Source organism: Microbispora sp. H11081 (assembly GCF_012999535.1).
Classification (GTDB): Bacteria; Actinomycetota; Actinomycetes; order Streptosporangiales; family Streptosporangiaceae; genus Microbispora.
The window spans coordinates 124817-140758 of record NZ_JABBWV010000008.1 but is presented as its reverse complement, the minus strand read 5'-3'; the positions used below and the strand labels follow the sequence as shown (position 1 = coordinate 140758).

15 protein-coding genes are annotated in these 15942 nt (G+C 72.3%); 12 read left to right on the top strand and 3 right to left on the bottom strand.

Annotated elements, in window-relative coordinates; genetic code table 11:
• Positions 1-28: 28 nt before the first annotated feature.
• Entirely contained in the window at positions 29-1117 is a 1089-nt protein-coding gene (locus HHX31_RS21265) for a M20 family metallopeptidase (protein ID WP_169950078.1), read from the bottom strand.
• Complete coding sequence (locus HHX31_RS21260; RefSeq protein WP_169950077.1) at positions 1114-2145, bottom strand: LacI family DNA-binding transcriptional regulator; 1032 nt, start codon at positions 2143-2145, stop codon at positions 1114-1116. Before HHX31_RS21260 ends, HHX31_RS21265 begins: the two co-directional genes overlap by 4 nt.
• A gap of 203 nt (positions 2146-2348) precedes the next feature.
• Between HHX31_RS21260 and HHX31_RS21255 the strand changes: the two genes are divergently transcribed.
• The 12 genes from HHX31_RS21255 to HHX31_RS21200 all read left to right on the top strand — a co-directional run bounded on the left by HHX31_RS21255 (position 2349) and on the right by HHX31_RS21200 (position 13536).
• Positions 2349-3329 (top strand): substrate-binding domain-containing protein, encoded by a 981-nt coding sequence (locus HHX31_RS21255; protein WP_169950076.1) that lies wholly within the window; start codon positions 2349-2351, stop codon positions 3327-3329.
• Positions 3330-3346: 17 nt separating this feature from the next.
• Complete coding sequence (locus HHX31_RS21250; protein ID WP_169950075.1) at positions 3347-4126, top strand: ATP-binding cassette domain-containing protein; 780 nt, start codon at positions 3347-3349, stop codon at positions 4124-4126.
• Positions 4123-5124: an ABC transporter permease gene (locus tag HHX31_RS21245; RefSeq protein WP_169950074.1), complete on the top strand. Its 1002-nt coding sequence runs from the start codon at positions 4123-4125 to the stop codon at positions 5122-5124. Before HHX31_RS21250 ends, HHX31_RS21245 begins: the two co-directional genes overlap by 4 nt.
• Positions 5121-6179: a phosphotriesterase gene (locus tag HHX31_RS21240; protein ID WP_169950073.1), complete on the top strand. Its 1059-nt coding sequence runs from the start codon at positions 5121-5123 to the stop codon at positions 6177-6179. The genes HHX31_RS21245 and HHX31_RS21240 overlap by 4 nt, the downstream gene beginning before the upstream one ends.
• Before the next feature lie 27 nt (positions 6180-6206).
• Positions 6207-6956, top strand: a complete 750-nt coding sequence (locus tag HHX31_RS21235) for a glutamine amidotransferase (protein ID WP_169950072.1) — start codon at positions 6207-6209, stop codon at positions 6954-6956.
• Between the two features lies 1 nt (position 6957).
• Positions 6958-7899: a nucleoside hydrolase gene (locus HHX31_RS21230; protein WP_169950071.1), complete on the top strand. Its 942-nt coding sequence runs from the start codon at positions 6958-6960 to the stop codon at positions 7897-7899.
• Positions 7900-7940: 41 nt separating this feature from the next.
• Positions 7941-8909, top strand: a complete 969-nt coding sequence (locus HHX31_RS21225) for a ribokinase (protein ID WP_169950070.1) — start codon at positions 7941-7943, stop codon at positions 8907-8909.
• A gap of 241 nt (positions 8910-9150) precedes the next feature.
• Complete coding sequence (locus tag HHX31_RS21220; protein WP_169950069.1) at positions 9151-10314, top strand: hypothetical protein; 1164 nt, start codon at positions 9151-9153, stop codon at positions 10312-10314.
• A gap of 125 nt (positions 10315-10439) precedes the next feature.
• Entirely contained in the window at positions 10440-10847 is a 408-nt protein-coding gene (locus HHX31_RS21215) for a YchJ family metal-binding protein (RefSeq protein WP_311932143.1), read from the top strand.
• A 224-nt stretch (positions 10848-11071) separates the two neighbouring features.
• Positions 11072-11467: a hypothetical protein gene (locus HHX31_RS21210; protein WP_169950068.1), complete on the top strand. Its 396-nt coding sequence runs from the start codon at positions 11072-11074 to the stop codon at positions 11465-11467.
• Between the two features lie 188 nt (positions 11468-11655).
• Positions 11656-12183, top strand: a complete 528-nt coding sequence (locus HHX31_RS21205) for a hypothetical protein (protein ID WP_169950067.1) — start codon at positions 11656-11658, stop codon at positions 12181-12183.
• 81 nt (positions 12184-12264) lie between these two features.
• Positions 12265-13536: an ROK family transcriptional regulator gene (locus tag HHX31_RS21200; protein WP_211590111.1), complete on the top strand. Its 1272-nt coding sequence runs from the start codon at positions 12265-12267 to the stop codon at positions 13534-13536.
• Positions 13537-13638: 102 nt separating this feature from the next.
• Here the strand turns inward: HHX31_RS21200 and HHX31_RS21195 are convergent, their stop codons facing one another.
• Complete coding sequence (locus tag HHX31_RS21195) at positions 13639-15882, bottom strand: glycoside hydrolase family 3 C-terminal domain-containing protein (protein ID WP_249346227.1); 2244 nt, start codon at positions 15880-15882, stop codon at positions 13639-13641.
• Between the last annotated feature and the right edge of the window lie 60 nt (positions 15883-15942).

The following is a 15942-nucleotide window of genomic DNA, read 5'->3' as shown; positions in this document are numbered from 1 at the left end:
CGGCCACGCCGCCCGGCCGGTCACACGATCAGGCGAACCGCCCGAGGGCGGCGGTGTAGATCTCGACGGCCTCCTCGATCCGGTGGACGAGGCAGTACTCGTCGGTGACGTGCGCCTGTTCGGGCTCACCGGGGCCGCAGACGACCGTGGGCCCTCCGCCGCAGGCGGTGGCGAGGACCGAGGCGTCGGTGAAGTAGCTGGCCGCAGGGCGGTCGCCGGGCGCGCCCGCCCCCGCGCCGACCAGAACCTGTACGAAGGGGTCGTCCGGCTCGGTCCAGATCGCGGGCAGGTCCACGAGCACGTCGAGGGTCGCCTCCTCGCCGATCGCGTCCCGCAGCCGTTCGCGGAGCCGTCCGTGGTCCTGGCCCGCGACGGTGCGCAGGTCGATGGTCGCGGCGGCGAGGTCGGGCACGGAGTTGACGTTGATCCCGCCGCGCACCGTCCCCACGTTCACCGTGGACGGGCCGAGCGAGGGGTGTTCCGGCACCCCGGGATCGAACCGCTCGACGGCGCCGATCACGCGGGCGAGCTTGTAGATCGCGTTGTCGCCGAGGTGCGGCATCGAGCCGTGCGCCGTCCTGCCCCGCGTGGTTGCCTCCAGCCAGAGCGCGCCCTTGTGCCCGAGCAGCACCCGGTTGCCGGTCGGCTCGGCCACCAGCAGCGCGCGCGACCTGCCGACCAGGCCCGCGGCCACTATGCCGGCCGCGCCCTCGCAGCCGGTCTCCTCACCGGCCGTGAGGACGATCTCGAGTGCGCCCTTCGCCCCGGCGCGGCGCGCATGCCGCTCGGCGGCGACCACCAGCGCGGCCACACCGGCCTTCATGTCGCTGGAACCACGCCCGTACAGCCGGTCGCCGTCGATCTCGGCGCCGTGCGGCGCGTGCCGCCAGGCCTGCCCGCCCAGCGGCACCGTGTCGAGATGCCCGGTCAGCGTCACCGGCTCGCCCGTCCCCCAGCGGGCGACCAGGCCGGTGCGGCCGGGCGCGTGATCGTGCCGCCGCACCACGAAACCGGCGTCCGACAGTCGTCTCGCGAGCGGTTCGGCCACCGCGGCCTCGCCCCCGCCCACCGAGTCGATCCTGATCAGCTCGCGTGTCAGCTCGACCGCCTCGTTCACCCGGAATCCCTCCCTGACTCGCTCCGCGACGCCGGCAGCCGGCTGGTCTGCCGTACGACGAGCTTGGGTGTGATCGCGATCCGCTGCGCGGGCCGCGGGTCGGCGGCCTTGACCTGGCCGAGCAGGCGCACCGCCTCCGCGGCCATCTCCTCCACCGGCTGGCGCACCGTGCTGAGCGGAGGGTCGCACATCGTCGCGTGTCCCACATCGTCGAACCCCACCACGGACACGTCGTCGGGGACGCGCGCCCCGCCGAGACGCAGCGACCGCACCAGGCCCACGGCGATCTCGTCGTTCCCGCAGACCACCGCGTCCGGCAGCTGGCCGGCGTCGAGCAGCCTGCGCCCGGCCTCGCCGCCCCATTCCAGGGTGAACTCGCCCAGCAGCGGCGGCAGGACCTCCACCCCGGCCCGCGCCGCGGCGCGCTCGAACCCGCTGAGCCGCAGCCGGGCGGAGGAGCTGACCGGCCGGCTGCCGGCGAAGACCACCGAGCGTGCCCCGCACGCGATGACGTGCTCGACCGCCAGGGTCACGCCGGCCTCGTCGTCCACGCCGACCCAGTCGGCCGCGCCGCCCTCGATGTGGCGGTCGAGCTGCACGAGGGGCACCCGGCGGGCCGCGTCCAGCACCGCGGGTACGCTGGCCTCGATGTCGCAGGGACTGATGATCAGCCCGTCCACGCGCCGGGCCAGCAGGGTTCCCACCCTCCGCGCCTCGACCTGGGGGTCGTACCGGGACGAGCAGAGCAGCAGGTCCGTGCCGGAGTTCTGCAGCTCACGCTCCACGGCTTCGACGATCGTGGTGAAGAACGGGTTGCCGATGCCCGGCACGACCATGCCGATGGTGCCGGTGGTCTGGTCGCGCAGCGCCTTGGCGACCGCGTTCACCTGGTAGCCGAGCTCGGCGGCGGCACGCGCCACCCGTTCCGCGACCTCGGGCGTGACCTTGCGCCGCCCCGAGAGCGCGCGGGAGGCCGATGCCACGGAGACCCCGGCCGCCCGCGCCACGTCGTGAATCGTCACGCCCATCGTGTAATCGATTTCCCTTGATCTTTGTCAACGATCGACCTAGCAGGCTCTTGCGATGCCCAGATCACACGGAACGATAGAGGTTGTGCGATGAAACCGCACCTTGACGGTGCTTTTTCCGTCGCACTAGCATGCCCGAAACTCGGGTAATCGATTACCCGAGCAGTCCATCCCTGCCGGCTCCCCCCGAAAGGCTCACCTTCATGGCGCGATCCACGCGACTCATCCGCCTGACAGCGGCGGCGACGATCATGGCCACCGGCCTCCTAGCGGCGGCCTGCGGCGGCTCGGACGACTCCGGCGCGTCCGGAGACTCCGGCGGAGACCGGCCGCGCGTCGGCCTCGTCCAGATCAACCAGCAGGCGATCTTCTTCAACGAGATGAACGCAGGCGCCCAGCAGGCGGCGAAGGAGGCGAACGTCGACCTCACCGTCTTCAACGCCAACGACGACCCGGCCAAGCAGAACGAGGCCATCGACAACTTCGTCCAGCAGCAGTTCGACGCGGTCATCGTGGTCGCGATCGACGTCGAGGGCATCAAGCCCGCCGTGAAGATCGCCAAGGACGCGGGGCTGAAGGTCGTCACCGTCGACGCGATCGTCGACTCGCCCTCCGTGGACACGCAGGTGGGCGTGGACAACGCTGCCGCGGCCAAGCAGGCGGGCGACTTCGTCAACAAGTGGGCCCAGGCGCAGGGCCTGGCCGCGCCGAAGATCGGCGTGGTGGGCGCGCTCAACTCCTTCATCCAGAACATCCGCAAGGACGACTTCGTCAAGACCGTCGAGGGCGCGGGCGCGAAGATCGTGCAGACCGTCGACGGGCAGAACAAGCAGGAGGCCGCGATGACGGCCGCGGAGAACCTGCTCACCTCCCGCGCCGACATGAACATCGTGTACGCCACGGGCGAGCCGGCCCTGCTCGGCACGGTCGCCGCCGTGAAGTCGCAGAACGCGGCCGACCGGGTCAAGGTCTTCGGCTGGGACCTGACCAAGGAGGCCATCAACGGCATCGACGAGGGGTTCGTCGCCGGCGTGATCCAGCAGGACCCGAAGACCGAGGGCTACGAGGCCGTCAAGGAGGCCAAGGCCCTGATCGACGGCGCCCAGGCGAAGAAGAACATCGACGTGCCCGTGACGATCGTGACCAAGGACAACGTCGACTCGTATCGCGCCACGTTCAAGTGAGCGGCGAAGGGACTCGCATGACCGAGGAGAAGGCGGGTCGCGTTGATCGGGTGGTCATGCGCGACATCCGCAAACGCTACGGAATGGTCGACGCGCTGCGCGGTGTGACCCTGCGCGTCGGCCCTGGAGAGGTGGTGGGGCTCGTCGGCGACAACGCGGCCGGCAAGTCCACCCTCATGAAGGTGCTGGCCGGCGCCGTCGTGCCGGACTCCGGCGAGATCGTCTTCGACGGACGGCCGGTCTCCTTCGCCACTCCCAAGGACGCCCGCGAACTGGGCATCGAGATGGTCTACCAGGACCTCGCGCTCTGCGACGACATCGACGTGGCCGGGAACCTGTTCCTCGGCAGGGAGCCGCGCAAGGGCGGCGGCATGCTGCTCGACGTGCGCAAGATGCACGCGGACGCCCGCCGCCACCTGGACGCGTTGAACATCCGGATCCCGCTGACGGACATCCCCGTCGGCGGGCTGTCCGGCGGCCAGCGGCAGGCGGTCGCCATCGCCCGCGCGGTCACCTTCGGGCCCAAGCTGCTCATCCTCGACGAGCCGACGGCGGCGCTCGCCGTCGCCGAGGTCGAGACCGTCCTCGAACTGATCAAGACGGTCTCGGACCAGGGCGTGTCGGTGATCCTCATCACGCACCGCCTCCAGGACCTCTTCCGGGTCTGCGACCGGCTGTGCGTCATGTACGAGGGCACGCTCAGGGCCGACCTGGACGCCAGGAACACCAGCCTCGAACGGCTCGTGTCCGAGATCGTCGCCCACGACGAGGAAGAGAAGGAGGGGAGGCGACGGTGACCGTCACCAGTCAGCGGGTCGTCACCACCAGGTCGGCCAGGGCCAACGCCCACATCGGCCGGCACGCGCAGACCATCGCGATCGCGGTCGTGCTGGTGGTCCTGCTCGTCTTCTTCGCGTTCTCCGCGGACCGGTTCGCCACGACGGGCAACCTGCTCAACCTGCTGCGGCAGATCGCCCCCACGCTGGTCGTCGCGACCGCGATGACCTTCGTGATCAGCACGTCCGGCATCGACCTGTCGGTCGGCTCCACGGTCGCGCTGACGGGTTCGCTGCTCGCGATCGTGCTGCAGCACGGGTGGGACCCCACCCTCGCCCTGGTCGCGATCCTCGCGCTCGGCGCCCTGATCGGGTTCATCAACGGGTGGTTCTCCTCCTACCAGGGCATCCCGCCGTTCATCGTCACGCTGGCGATGCTGTCGATCATGCGGGGCACGGCGCTGCGGGCGACGGAGGGCTACTCGACCCCAATCGACGGAGACCTCTGGATCGTCCAGATCGGCCAGGGCCGCATCGCCGGGGTGCCCGTCCCCGCCGTCATCGCCGTGGTCGTCGCGCTGATCGGCTGGCTCGTGCTCACCCGTACGCCGTTCGGCCGCTACGTCATCGGTCTCGGCTCCAACGGCGAGTCGCTGCGCCGCGCCGGCGTGAACACGCGGAAGGTCGGGCTGACCGTCTACGTGCTGACCGGTGTGGCGGCGGCGATCGCGGGCGTGCTGATCGCCACCCGCCTCAGCTCGGGCTCGTCCAACGCGGGCTCCGGCTTCGAGCTCGAGGTCATCACGGCCGTCGTGCTCGGCGGCACCAGCCTCTTCGGCGGCCGGGCGAGCATGCTCGGGACGATCCTCGGCGCGCTCACGCTCGGCGTGATCGCCAACGGCCTCGTGCTGTTGCACGTCTCGCCGTTCTACGTGCAGATCGTCCAGGGCGCCATCCTGCTGCTGGCCATCTTCTCCAACAGCAAGGTGTGGGCGAAGTTCGGAGCCGTAAGAAAATGACGTCCCCAGCCGGGCGGCCGGCCGTGACGACCGTGCTCGGACCGGTGTCACCCGACGACCTCGGGATCACGCTCTGCCACGAGCACCTGCGCAACGACGGCGCGCTCGCCTGGCACCCCGCGCCGCGGGGCGACGCCGAGGGCGAGCTGATCGCCCGCGAACCCGTGCGGATGGAGTTCCTCGGCAGGCTCCGCAACGACCCCTACCTCTCCCGCGACAACGTGTCGCTCGACGACACCGAGACCGCGATTGAGGAGGTGCGCAGGTTTGCCGGGCGCGGCGGGCGCACACTGCTCGAAGTGACCCCGGAGGGGATCGGGCGAGCGCCCGCCGAACTGGTCGCGATCGCCCGCGCCACCGGGCTGAACGTCGTCATGGGCTGCGGCTTCTACCTGGAGCGAACCCATCCGGCCCGGGTCCGCTCGATGACGGCGGCGGACGTCGCCGACGAGATCGAGCGCGACCTCACCGAGGGCGTGGACGGCGTCCGCGCCGGGGTGATCGGCGAGATCGGCGTCTCGCCGGACTTCACCGCCGAGGAGGAGAAGGTGCTGCGCGGCGCGGCCCGGGCGCAGGCCCGCACCGGCGTGCCGCTGTCGGTCCACCTTCCCGGCTGGGTGCGGCACGGTCACCGCGTCCTCGACGTCGTCGCGGAGGAGGGCGGCCTGCTCGCGGGCACCGTGCTCTCGCACCTGAACCCCAGCGGGGCCGACCGCGACTACCAGGTGTCCCTCGCCCTGCGCGGCGCCTACCTCGGTTACGACATGTGCGGCATGGACTACCTCTATCCGGGCGAGGGCCAGTCCCCGTGCGACGAGGAGAACGCCGCCTCGGTGGCCTGGCTGGTCCGCGCCGGGCTGGGGCACCGGGTGCTGCTCTCCCAGGACGTGTTCCTGAAGACCATGCTCGTCCGCTACGGCGGCACCGGCTACGCCCACATCCTGACCCACTTCGTCCCGCGCCTGCACCGGCACGGGCTGACCTCGGGCGACACCACCCGCCTGCTCGCGGACAACCCGCGCGAGATCTTCCTCGCCGCCGCTCGCGGCCACTGACCAGACAGACAGAGAAGGAGAAGTCTCATGACCCGCGTGCTCGTCGCAGGTGAATCGTGGGTGAGCGTGTCGACCCATTACAAGGGCTTCGACGCGTTCACCTCGACGACGTACCACACCGGAATCGAACCCCTGCGGGGCGTGCTCGCCGCCGACGGCATCGAGGTCGACCACCTGCCCGCGCACGACGTGCCCGCGTTGTTCCCCGGCACGCCCGAGGCGCTGGCCGCCTACGACGTGGTCGTGCTCTCCGACATCGGGGCCAACAGCATCCTGCTGCACCCCGCCACCTGGCTCGCCAGCGAGAAGACCGTCAACCGAATCGACCTGCTGGCCGACTGGGTGGAGCAGGGCGGCGGCCTCGCGATGGCCGGGGGCTACCTGAGCTTCCAGGGCTTCGAGGCCAAGGCGGCGTTCGCCGGCACGGCGGTCGAGCGGGTGCTGCCCGCCCGGATCTCCCGCCACGACGACCGCGTCGAGACCCCGCAGGGTGTGCCCGGCCTGCTCGCCGACGACGCGCACCCCATCGTGACCGGGCTCCCCGCCCAGTGGCCAGACCTGCTCGGCTACAACCGCTTCACGCTGCCGGACGACGCGACGCTGCTCGCGACCGTCGGGGGCGACCCCCTGCTCGCCGTACGGCAGGCCGGGGCGGGCCGCACGCTGGCCTGGGCCTCAGACATCGCGCCCCACTGGTGCCCGGATGAGTTCGTCTCCTGGGACGGCTACCGCACGCTGTTCACGCGGGCGGTCCGCTGGCTCGCGAAGGAGCTGTGACATGCCGATCCCGGTGATCCTCGACTGCGACCCCGGACACGACGACGCCATGGCCATCCTGCTCGCGGTCGCCAGCCCGGCCATCGACCTGCGCGCGGTCACGACGGTCGCGGGAAACCAGACGGTGGAGAAGACCGCGCTCAACGCCCGCCGGATGCTGAGCCTCGCCGGCGTCACCGGCGTGCCGGTCGCGGCGGGCTGCGACCGGCCGCTGACGGCGCCGCTGGAGATCGGCGACTACGTGCACGGGGAGAGCGGCCTGGACGGCCCGGCGTTCGGGGAGCCGGACGTTCCGCTCGACGCCCGCCACGGCGTCGACCTCATCCACGACACGCTGGCCGCCGCCGCGGAGCCGGTGACCGTGGTGGCCATCGGCCCGCTGACGAACATCGCCACGCTGCTCCGCCGTCATCCCGGTGACCGTGAGCGGATCAGGGAAATCGTGATCATGGGAGGCTCCACGGATCGCGGTAACCACACGCCGTACGCGGAGTTCAACGTGTACGCCGACCCGGAGGCGGCGGCGGAGGTGCTGGACAGCGGCGTGCCGACGACATGGGTCGGGCTCAACGTCAGCCACCAGGCCCTGGTGACCGCCGACGTGCTCGCCAGGATCGAGGCGCTCGGCACCCCGCTCGCCCGGATCTGCGTGGAACTGCTGACGTTCTTCGGCTCCACCTACCACGAGACCTGGGGGTTCCCCGCCCCGCCGCTGCACGACCCGATCACGGTGGCGTACCTGATCGACCCCACGGTCATGACGTACGAGCGGGTGGGCCTGCGCATCGAGCTGGACGGGCCGCACACGCGGGGGGCGACGGTGGCCGACCTGCACCGCCGCATGGACTGGGAGCCCAACGCGAACGTCGGGATCGGTCTTGACCGGGACCGGTTCTGGGACCTCATGATCGGTGCCATCGAGACGCTCGGCCGGGCCTCCTGAGCGTCGCCGCACCACTGACAGCCCGAAACAGGAGGAACGTCATGGAACCGCAGGGTGTCGTCGTCGTCGGGAGCATCTCCGCGGATGTCACCGCCTTCACCCGCCGCCTCCCGCGCCGGGGGGAGACCGTTCTCGGCGACGACGTCACCTTGGTCCTCGGAGGGAAGGGTGCGAACCAGGCGGTCGCCGCCGCCCGTGCGGGAGCGCCCACCTGGCTGGTCGGCTGCGTCGGCACGGATCCGTTCGGCGAGATCGTCTCGTCGGCGCTGCGCTCCCACGGCGTGGCGCTGACGGAGGTCCGTTCTGTCGCGGGCCGCACCGGCGTCGCGCACATCAGGGTGGACGCGTCGGGCGAGAACGACATCGTCATGACTCCGCTCGCCAACGCCGACCTCAGCGCCGAGATGGTGGACGAGAGCATCAGGGCCGTGCGCGACACGGCGAGCGTGCTGCTCCTCCAACTGGAGACCCCCGTCGACGTCGCCTGCCACGCGGCGGAGACGGGTGCGCGGGCCGGCCTGACCGTGGTGCTCGATCCCGCGCCCGCGCGGCCGCTGCCCGACCGGGTCTGGCCGCACGTCGCCGTCGTCACCCCCAACGAGAGCGAGGCCACCGCGCTGACCGGGGTGGAGGTCGTCGACGCCGAGTCCGCGGAGCGGGCCGCGGCCTGGTTCCTCGACCGCGGCGTGCGGCACGCGCTCATCACGCTCGGCGCGGCGGGGGTCCTGTCGGTCACGCAGGACCGCACCCGGCACTTCCCCGCCTACCCCGTCACCCCGGTGGACACCACCGCCGCGGGCGACGCCTTCACCGGCTTCGTCGGCGCGGCGCTCGCGGCCGGACTCGACACCGCCACCGCCATCCGCCGGGGGATGGCCGCCGGAGCCCTCGCGACCACGCTGCCCGGTGCCAGCCCTTCGCTGCCCGACAGGAAGGCGGTGGACGAACTGCTCGACGCCGAGGGAACCGCCCGGCGAGGCCGTAGTCCACGGGGAACGAACGGGGCGTGAAAGAGCGGGCAAAGCCGCCTCCGGGCCGTGCCCGCGGGGCGTTAGCGTCGCGCCGACCCGCCGCACCGTGTTCATACCGCACCGTGTTCATCCCGCACCGTCCCCATCGAACACCGCGCCATCCCGCACTGTGCCGAACATCGGCGCGGCCGGTCACGACCGTACGGAGGCCGGCCGGGCACAGCCCCGCCGCGACGAAGGGGCAGGCGTGGACCGAGCGCGTGGAGCCGCTGCCGCGACCATGGCACTGACGATCATCGGGGGAGGCGCCCTCGCCGGGTGCGCGGCGACGCCGTCCGTGCCCCGGGCCGCCCAGGCGGTGATCGAGACGGCCCCGCCGGTGTCCGCCCGGCCGTCGCCCGCCGCGGTCGCGGCGCTCGGCCCCGGCGGCGGGACGGAGGACAGGGCGCCCGCCGACGTCTACGCGGCCGACCGGCCGGGGATGCTCAGCCCCGTCGTCAAGGGCTTCCGCTCCCTGGTCTACGTGCCCAACAGCGAGAGCGGCACCGTCGACGTCATCGACCCGGAGACCTACCGCGTCGTACGGCACTTCAGGACCGGGGCGCTGCCCCAGCACGTGGTGCCGTCCTGGGACCTCAAGACGCTGTGGGTGAACAACAACCGGGGCAACTTCCTCACCCCCGTCGACCCCCGCACCGGCAGGCCCGGCCGTCCGGTGCCCGTCGACGACCCGTACAACCTGTACTTCTCCCCGGACGGCCGGTACGCGCTGGTCATGGCGGAGCGGAACAACCAGCTCGACCTCCGCGACCCGCACACCATGAAGTTGCTGCGCTCGCTGCCGTTGCCCTGCAGGGGCGTGAACCACGGCGACTTCACCGCCGACGGCTCGGTGTTCCTCGCGAGCTGTGAGTTCAGCGGCGACCTCGTCGTGATCGACTGGCGGGCGCCGCGCCTGATCCGCCGCATCCACCTGGGCCACATGAGCATGCCGCAGGACGTGAAGCTGTCGCCCGACGGCTCGATCTTCTACGTGGCCGACATGGAACGGCACGGGGTGTGGCTGGTGGACGCGGCGACGTACAAGGTCATGCGGTTCCTGCCGACCGGCAGGGGCGCGCACGGCCTCTACGTCAGCCGCGACTCGCGCCATATGTACGTGTCGAACCGGGGCGAGGGGTCGGTGTCGGTCGTGTCGTTCCTGAAGCGGAAGGTGGTGGACGTCTGGCGGATCCCGGGCGGCGGCTCGCCCGACATGGGCGGTGTGTCGGCGGACGGCACGAAGCTGTGGCTGAGCGGCCGGTACCACGGGGTGGTCTACGTGTTCGACACCCGGAACGGCAGGGTCGTGCGCACCATCCGGGTGGGCGCCGGGCCGCACGGGCTGTGCGTGTATCCCCAGCCCGGCCGGTACTCGCTCGGCCACACGGGTGTCTTCCGGTGACCCGGGCCCGGCCGCGGACCGGTGCGCCCGCCGATCGCCATGGCCGTCGTCACGCCGAGGGCCGCACCGGCCCGAGCGGGCATCCGGGGCGCGTCGCCGGTGGCCGGGGACGATAGCCTCACGGGGTGAGTCCCGATCCGCGCCGCGCGCCGCGTGCCGGCGAGCCCTGTCCCTGTGGCCGGCAGGCCGTCTACGGCGAATGCTGCGGCCGCTACCACGCGGGACGCGTCGCCCCGACGGCCGAGGCGCTGATGCGTTCGCGCTTCTCGGCGTTCGCGATCGAGGACGAGGCGTATCTGCTGCGGACCTGGCATCCCTCCACCCGCCCGGTGCGGGTCGACTTCGAGCGGGGCATGCGCTGGACCGGGCTGGAGATCGAGGAGGTCACCGGCGGGAGCCCGGTCCACACGGACGGCACCGTCACCTTCCGCGCCCGGTACGCCTACCGGGGGCAGCCCGGCGAGATGCGCGAGCGGAGCAGGTTCGTCCGGCACGCGAACGCCTGGGTCTATCTCGACGCCGCCGAGGAATGAACCGCTAATAGCGGGATATTTCTCCGAATGGAGATATAAGCGCTGAATGTCGGGGTCGAAAGGCATAGCGACAAAAAATACGTCATGAACCATGCCGCGCTCGGCATGGGCGAAGCCGAGGCGATCGCACGGGGGTATGACGTCGGCGTTGCCCTTGTCCGCGACGAACCCATTGCCGGATGGCCATTGGTAGGTAGGTGCGTTCCACGATGTCTCGGCGCTGTATGTTCCGCTCGCGGTCGCCCCGGTCAGCGACGGCCCCCCGCCTCGCGCTGGCCGCTCTCGCGGCCGTGATCGCGTGGACCGGTGTGGCCCAGGACGCGAGCGCGGCCGCGCATCCCTCACGCCGCGGCGCGTCGCACGTCGTCACAGGTCGCGGCGGCGGTGGCGGGGAGCAGGTGGCGTCCGGCGGGTCGGCCAGGGCCCGGCAGTCGCAGTCGGGGAACGGCAAGTTCAACCAGAACCTCAACGGGGTGTTCGCCCCGACCTTCATGATCGGCCAGCAGCAGACCGGCATCACGAACGGCGGGCGCATCAGCACTCAGGGCGTCTTCTGCGGCCCCGGCCCGAGGCTCTGCAAGGTGTGGCAGAACATGCCCATCACCTCCAACGGCTGGTGACGGCGAATAACGCGGCGTTCGCGAACTCCACGGACGGGAGAGGCATGCTGCCTGATATGGCAATGATGCCGTAAGACGCCGCGCGCGCGCCCGGCGCGGAAAACCGGCGCGTCGTTAGCCTGAGGGCGGCCCGGCGAGAAAAGGGGCCGCCCAAGGCTCGGGAGCGCGCGATGAAGTGTGGGTGGTACGTGAGGACGGCTTCGAGGAGGATCGGCCTCGGTCTCCTCGCCTGCGCGTCGGTCGTGGCGGCGCTGACCGTCGCGGGTCCCGCCGCCGGGGACGCGCGCGGCCACATGCCGGAGACGCGTCGCGGGCCGGAGGCCGGGCCCCGCACCTCCCCGATCGAGCGGGCCGCCGCCGAGCCGGGGCTCACCGCGTCGAGCACCACGAGCAGTCGCGGCACCCAGCAACTGTCCATCAACGTCGCCAACGGGGGGACCAGCGTCCAGAACGCGTTGTGCAGGGGCAGCCGCGGGTGCGAGATCGTGCAGGCGGCCGGCGCGCCCTACGCGGCCGGCCTGCCCCTGCCTGCCCCCCTCGCCCAGGCGCCGTACCGGGCGGCGGCCGAGGCGGGGACCCGGGCGGCGGTCCGTCCGGGGGCGAGGGCACGGCGCGGCGGGATCGCTCCCGCCGGACGGGGGACGGGCGCGCGGACGGCGCGCGGCCGGGTGCCCGCGCCGCGCGCGGAACTCCGCCGCGACCCCCTCCGTTGGTAACCTCGAGAGTGGGGAGGGCCCGCGTCCCCTCCGCCCACCGCCGCCGAAAAGGAACACCCCGAGTCGTCAGGATCGCGCACCATGTCGAAAGCCGGTCGGTCCCAAGAGGAGATGCGCCGGCGCAACCTCGGTGACCTGCTGCGGCACGTGCACCTGTCCGGGGCGCTGTCCCGCTCCGAGCTGGCCGACCGGATGGCCCTGAACCGCAGCACGATCATGGCGCTGACCGCCGAGCTTTCCGCCGCGGGCCTGGTGAGCGAGGAACTGCCGGGAGACACCGGCAGGGCGGGCCGGCCGTCGCTGGTGGTCCGCCCTGAGCGCGACCGGGCGCACGTGCTGGCCTTCGACGTCCGCGTCGACCGGCTGGTCGCCGCGCGGGTGGGACTCGGCGGCGAGATCCTCGACCGCCGCGAGGCGGTCAGGCCACGTGCGGGCGCGGACCTGGAGGACGTCGTCGGCGTGCTCGCGGGATTCGGCCGCGAGCTGCGGCGCGGCGCCCGGCCGGGCTCGGTCTGCGTCGGGATCGGCGCGGCCTACTGCGGCATGATCCGGCCCGCCGACGGCACGGTGCGGTACGGGCCCTACATGGGATGGGTGGACCAGGCGTTCGGCGTCGAGCTCGGCGACCGGCTCGGGCTGCCGGTGCTCGTCGGCAACGAGGCCCACCTGGGCGCGCTGGCCGAGCGCGACCGCGGCGTGGGCCGCGGCTACGACAACCTGATCTACCTGCACGGGGACGTCGGCGTGGGCGGTGGGATCATCGTCGGCGGCAAGCTGCTGGGCGGCGACAGCGGCTACGGGTGCGAGCTGGGCCACATGATGGTGAACCCGTACAACGGCCGGCCCTGCATGTGCGGCTCCCGCGGCTGCCTGGAGGCGGAGGTCGGCGAGCACGCCCTGATCGACGCCGCGGGCCGTTCGGGAGAGCTGAGCGGACGCGAGGGCGTACGCGCGGTGGTGGAGGCCGCCGGACGCGGCGACGCGGCGGCGGCGCAGGCGCTGCACCGGATCGGCGACTGGCTGGGCATCGGGGTGGCGAACCTGATCAACCTGTTCAACCCCGGCATGGTGATCTTCGGGGGGATGCTGCGGGACGTGTACCCGGGCGCCGAGGCGCAGGTGCGCGGCAGGGTGGAGACGAACGCCATGGTGATCTCCCGGGAGCGGGTGCGGCTGTGCGTGTCGGCGCTCGGGGACGACGCCACGCTGGTCGGCGCCGCAGAACTGGCCTTCTCCAGGCTGCTGGCCGATCCTGTCGAGGTGCTGGCGGAGATGCGGCGCCGCACTGCGACCAGCGGCGGGACCGGTGCCGCGAAGCGGGCCGCGTCCCGCAGGCGCGCGCTGGCGATCTGACCCCCGGCGCCTCACGGCTGCCGGGGGCCCAGGGTCTCCGGGGGTTCAGGGTTTCCGGGGGCTCGGGGTCTTCGAGGGCTCGGGGGCCGGGATCCGCGCCGGTCAGGCGGCGGCGTCCGACCCGCCAAGCTCCACCAGTTCCCGCAGGGTCGCGTGCGGGATGTCGATTCCGGCGAAGGTCAGGAACCGTCCCATCGGCATCGACGACGCCATCCGCAACCCGTTCTCGTCGTCCTCCTCGGGCCGGTCGCTGCGCTCACCGGTGAGGGCCCGCAGCAGCGCGGGCCCGGCGAGCGGGTGCGAGAGCCACTCGCCGAGCGTCGAGTCGAGCGACACCACGGGGACGGCGCGGTCGCCGTCCAGCCTGATCGTCTTCTCGGCCACGACGGACGAGGCGTTCTCCCCGATCTGGATCGTGTAGTCGCCAGGCGCGACGGCCCACCGGCCGAGCGTCACGTCGTAGTACGCGAACGCCCGCCGGTCGAGGGGAAGGGTGACCGTGCGCGACTCGCCGGGGGCGAGGGAGACCTTCGAGAACGCCCGCAGCTCCCGGGCGGGCCGCCGCACCGGGCCCGCAGCGGTGGCCACGTAGACCTGCACGACGTGCTTGCCCGCCCGTTCGCCGGTGTTGGTCACCCGCACGGTGACGGTCGCCGTGTCGTCGCCCGTACGGGTGACCGTGAGGCCGCCGACCTCGAACGTCGTGTAGCTCAGCCCGTGGCCGAACGGGTAGCGCACCGGCAGCTCGACCGTCTCGTAGTAGCGGTAGCCGACCATGACGCCCTCGCCGTAGCGCACGTGCCCGGCCTCGCCGGGGAAGTTGAGGTAGCTCGGGGTGTCCCGCAGGCGCATCGGGATGCTCTCGGCGAGGCGGCCCGAGGGGTTGGCGACGCCGAACAGGAGGTCGGCGACGGCGGAGCCGCCCGCCTGGCCGAGCAGCCAGCCCTCCAGCACGGCGTCAACCTCGTCGTGCCATCCCTCCAGGGAGACGACGCCGCCGTTGGACAGGACGACCACCGTACGGGGGGCCGCGGCGGCGACGGCGCGGATCAGCTCGACCTGGACGGCGGGCAGGTCGAGCGTCTCCCGGTCGAACCCCTCAGACTCCTCCCGCTCGCTCAGACCGGCGAAGACGACGGCGACGTCGGTGGACGACGCGGCCTGCTCCGCCGCCTCGCGCAGCTCACGGGCGTCGCCCGTCCCGTCCAGCGAGAACCCTTGGGCGTAGACGGCGTCAGGAGCGTGGGCGCGGATCGCGCCGAGCGCCGCGTCGACCCGGGTCGCGTTGACGTGCGAGCTGCCGCCGCCCTGGAACCGGGGAGTGACCGCGAACTCGCCGATCACGGCGACGCGGGCGCCCGCGTCGAGGGGAAGCACGTCGCCCTCGTTCTTCAGCAGCACGGCGCACTCCGCGGCGAGCTCGCGGGCGAGCGCGTGGTGGGCGTCGGCCTCGAACGCGCCGGACACCCCGCTGTGGCGTGCGGTGAGGGCGACGACGCGGCGCACGCTCGCGTTGACCACGGCCTCGTCGAGCTCGCCCGCGCGGACGGCCTCCACGACGCGCCGGTCGCCCTCGCCGCCGGTGCCCGGCATCTCCAGGTCGAGCCCGGCGGCCAGAGCGGCGACCCGGTCCTGTACGGCCCCCCAGTCGGAGACGACGACGCCGGCGAAGCCCCACTCGCGGCGCAGGACGTCGGTGAGCAGCCACCGGTTCTGCGAGGCGTACACGCCGTTGACGCGGTTGTAGGAGCACATGACCGTGGCCGGCCGGGCCTCGGTGACCACCCGCTCGAACGCGGGGAAGTAGATCTCACGCAGGGTGCGCTCGTCCACGTCGGCGCTGACCCGCATGCGCTCGGTCTCCTGGTTGTTCGCCGCGAAGTGCTTGACCGACGCGCCCGGCCCCTCGGCCTGCAGCGCGGCGACGTGCGCCGCCCCGAGCACGCCCGACAGCAGAGGGTCCTCCGAGTAGTACTCGAAGTTGCGCCCGCACAGCGGTGAGCGCTTAATGTTCACGCCCGGGCCCAGCACGACGGCCACGCCAAGGGCCCGGCCCTCCCGGCCGACGGCCGCGCCGATCCGGGCGGCCACCTCGGGGTCCCAGCTCGACCCGACCGCGACGGCGGGCGGGAAGCAGGTGGCGGGCATGCTCTGGTTGATGCCGAGATGATCGGAGCCGCCGGCCTCGCGGCGGACGCCGTGCGGCCCGTCGCACAGGGTGATGGAGGCGATCCGCGCCTGCTCGATCGGCTTGGTCGTCCAGAAGTCCCGGCCCGACAGCAGCGCGGCTTTCTGCTCCAGAGTGAGCGCGTCCAGTGCGAGCGCGTCGAGGTCGGTCCGGGCCAACGGGGAGGCTCCTTCCACGGGAAGATTCATATCGGACGTGCGCGATCCGTCGCGCACGGC